General features: G+C 60.5%; 3 protein-coding genes. 1 reads left to right on the forward strand and 2 read right to left on the reverse strand.

The features are described from left to right. A partial coding sequence (locus EOA22_RS25510; protein WP_245478683.1) for an OmpA family protein occupies window positions 1–813 on the forward strand: 813 nt, incomplete at its 5' end. A gap of 93 nt (window positions 814–906) precedes the next feature. On the opposite strand, the gene EOA22_RS25515 is transcribed toward EOA22_RS25510, so the two are convergent. Both EOA22_RS25515 and EOA22_RS25520 read right to left on the reverse strand, forming a co-directional pair. Further along, entirely contained in the window at window positions 907–3,237 is a 2,331-nt protein-coding gene (locus EOA22_RS25515; RefSeq protein WP_127390298.1) for a M23 family metallopeptidase, read from the reverse strand. Next, complete coding sequence (locus EOA22_RS25520) at window positions 3,234–3,644, reverse strand: DUF1036 domain-containing protein (RefSeq protein WP_024504491.1); 411 nt, start codon at window positions 3,642–3,644, stop codon at window positions 3,234–3,236. Before EOA22_RS25520 ends, EOA22_RS25515 begins: the two co-directional genes overlap by 4 nt. Window positions 3,645–3,740 lie beyond the last annotated feature (96 nt).

Raw genomic sequence — 3,740 nt, forward strand, 5'->3', positions numbered from 1 at the left:
ATCGAGCGCTGGTCGGTTGGAAGGCTCCTCATGTCCCGCGCAATAGCAGGACACGCCGCGAAAAGATCCCTTGCCGTTTTGAATCGGAGCCCATTGGCCATGACCGCCACGCTTTCATCGAGAAGCTTGGCCACTCAAGCCTTAGGCGCGGCGCGGGTCAAGTCTCAACCGGTGACGCGGCAACAACTGTCACGCCCCCGGCGATTGCAGACAGACAATTGCCTGCGAATTTGCTATGATCCCAACATCGAAAATCGGAATACTCAACCAGGAGGAGCCGCTATGCAGTGGAGCAGTTCAGCTTTTGTGTTGGCGGTCGTGCTTTTCTCGACCCACGCTTCCGCCGACCCCGTTCAGAAATCTGAAGACATCGTGAAGTTTTTTGCTGGTGCGGCCGATCTCGGCAAGTCCCGCGGGATTTGTGTTGGCTCCGCGGAGGAGTGCAAAAGCAAGTCCAATGACGCGTCGGCAGTGAAAACCGGCCTCGACATGCTGATCAATTTCGGCTTGGATTCGGCCGAACTTGACGCCACCGCGCGCGCTGAACTCGACGAGTTCGCCAAAGCCCTGAAGGACAACCGGCTGAGCACGTTCAGCTTCGTCGTCGAAGGCTATACCGATGCCACCGGCACGGTGCACCACAACGAAGGCCTGTCGCAACGACGAGCGAAATCGGTAGCCGCCTTCCTCACGGCCAGCGGCATCGAGCCTGATCGCATCAACGCGGTCGGCATGGGTGAAAAGAACCCGCGCAGTTCCAACCCATACGATCCGCTCAATCGCCGCGTGGAAATGCGGATAAAGACACAATAGCCACGCAAAGCTGCGCCGCAGCCTGGGATGGGGCGAAGATTGTTCTACCCGATGGAATTTGGACAGGGGTGAGCATAGCAGCGCGAGCGTGGTTCAAAGCGTATTCTGAATTGAGCTTATGACGGCGGTGACGGCCTGCTTGTATTTTTCAAACTCCGGTGACGTCTGGCGGACCTCCGTGGTCGTTGTCTGCTGGGCGGCGCCAGTGGCCATGCGGCCCAGCTTCTGGCCCATTTTCCTTTCGGCCCAGTCCACGACGTAGCTGGCGGTCTTGCCGGTGAGAAACGGGTTGGCCTGGATGACGGCCGACCCCAGCACGGCGCTCAGTTGCGCCGAACCTGTGGCCGACAGCACCTGGTGCGCGCCTTCCATTCCCAGGAAATGACAGAGATAGAGTCTGCCCGCCGTAATCTGGTGACCACGCTCCCGAAGATAGGCCTCGCCTTCGCGAGCCAGGTTGCGAACCATCTCACGCGAGATCGTGGCGTCGTAGCGCAGTGCGAGCAGGTCGGCTGTCGACAGCGTGCGCGCAAGTTCCGGGCGGTAGGTGTTCATCATCCTGATCCAGGTCTTGCTTATGAATTGCCCTGCACCGGTTGCTGAGGAATTTGGGTTCTTGGCGCGAGCGCTGCCGCCGCTTTCGACATGAACGATACGGTCGGTGAGCGTCTCGACCGCGGAATCGTCGGAAGCGACCGCGGTGACCGTGCCGAGTGGGTCGATCGCTGCGCCATTCTGGTAGAGTTCGAAATGCAGGTGGGGCCCGGTCGAAAGGCCGGTGGTGCCGATATAGCCGATCACATCGCCGGCTTTCACCCTGGTTCCGACACCGGTCCCGATTGCAAATTTCAGCATATGCGCATAGCGCGTCTCGCGCCCGTTTGGGTGCGAGATCTTCACCAGATTACCATAGCTGCCGCCATCGCCCTGGAAGGTGATCTCACCATCGAAGGCGGCTGCGATCGGCGTGCCAACGGGAGCCGCCCAGTCGACGCCCTTGTGGATGCGAACGGTGCCGAGAATTGGATGCTTGCGTGGCCCGAAGGTGGATGTCATCACCCCGTTGACGGGCGTGACCATGCCGTTGGTGACCGTCAGCGAGCGGACCTGATCGTCACCGGTAACGCACGCAAACTGGCCCTCGCTCAGCTGGAAGACGAAACAGTCGAGGCTCTTTTCGGTGCCCTGCACGCCGACATACAGCACACGCCCGTCAGTCTCGCCCTTGCCGCGCGGCGTTTGCGAGTAGATCAGCACAAGGCGCTGGTCCTCGCTGGCGAAGGCGTCCAGATCCTGCCCTCGCGATAGGTACATGATCGCTTCGCCGATCACGCCGGTTGGAACACTGTTGCGAGCCGCCGTCGAGTAGCTCGCGTCGAGCAGGCGATACTGCCGCTTGTGCGTGCCTTCCCCCTGTGCGCCCGAATAGTTGAACAGATCTCCACGGACCCAGGGATCGACACCCGATACGAATGCGCCCGCCGCATTGCGTGTCAGCGTGCCAACAAAGACGTTCTTGGCGTAGATGGACACCTGCATCAGCGACATGGTCGTCGTCTCGCGCCTCGGCCTGAAACCACGCATGGCGATGACATAGCCCGGTTCCAGGCCGTCGCGGTTGAAAAGCGCCTTCAGCGCTTGCCCTGCCAGCTTGGCGTCCTCTGCGGAGAAATGCGCATCGAGCGCGACGCTGTCCAAAGAGCGGTCGTTGAGGATTTTCACGAACGTGTCTTCGGTCGCCTCGAACCGCTGATACTCATTCGAGACGGTTGCGACACTCGTGTTGTTTTCGATCTGCGTCTTCTGGAATGCGGGAAGGGCTGCATCGCCCGCATCGATGGTCTCGCCCCAGCCGGCTTCGGGATCATCGGCGTCCGCCCTTTGGTCGGGTGCTGCGGCTGGTTCCCCCTCTATCGGCGATGGCTCAAGATCATTCTGCAGATCACCGGATGGTGGGGCAGCAGTCTTTCGTTGCGCCTGGAAGAATGCAAAATCCTCTTGCGTCGACGGTATCGTTGTCATGAATTTTTCGCTCGCGCTAAGCATGACGTCAGACAGGATTTCGATCTGTGGAGAAACGCCGGCCTGGTTGAGTTCCGCCGGGCGCGGCATTGTCCGGCCTTTGGTTGCGGCGCTGGCATCGGGCGCCAGCGTGATCCACATCGGGTCCCCCGCCAGATCGATAATGGCTGGCACATACACGGATGCGTCCGCCGGCATATCGTCCGCCCCTTCGACCGCATGCAACTCCTCGTCTTCGTCTCCGAACGACCAATACTCGGCGGTGAGGTAGAAACCGGCGGCGATAGAGAGCAGCACAGCCACCGCGAGACCGGCAACAAGCCTGCGCCGAAGCGTGCGCCTGCGAAGGGCCGCGCGCGCCTGCTTTTTCTGCCTGAAGCTCGTGTCGATACCGTGCGTCACGGATTGCTTCCCGTAAGAAAGAAAGTCCACCGCGCCTGTTCGAGGGTATCGACTTCAAGAAATTGTGCCGCGATATGGCCGCGCTGCCAGCACTCGTCGATGCCGCGTATCGAAAAACGTCGCCGCTCAATGCACATTTCGGTCGATCCTGTGAGGATCGCATGACCAAACACGTCCGTTGCGTAGATGTAGATGTAGCGGTTCGTCAGTTCCTCACGAATGACGTTTACGCATTGATTGGCGCCGATGGTCCACCAGCCATCGGTCTGGTCCGCATTGTCGACCTTCTGGCCGACGGCGAGATTGACGACATCCAGAGTCTGATTGCAGACCGTGAACTCGGCGCGCGCTTCGCTGGATGACAGCACGGCCAACAGGGCCGCCCCCCCCATGACCGCAAGCCTCATGCTGCCACGCAGGGCAGGGGCCCGAACCGGATCAAACTGCCTTATCGGCGGGTTATAGGAGATGGGTAGCGTAGGAAGCCCCCTTATTACCCCCGT

Source organism: Mesorhizobium sp. M7A.F.Ca.US.014.04.1.1 (genome assembly GCF_003998745.1).
GTDB classification, from domain to species: Bacteria; Pseudomonadota; Alphaproteobacteria; order Rhizobiales; family Rhizobiaceae; genus Mesorhizobium; species Mesorhizobium ciceri.

Coding starts and splice junctions, on each gene's coding strand:
- EOA22_RS25520 (WP_024504491.1), bottom strand. CDS start 3,644: ATGAGGCTTGCGGTCATGGGGGGGGCGGCCCTGTTGGCCGTGCTGTCA.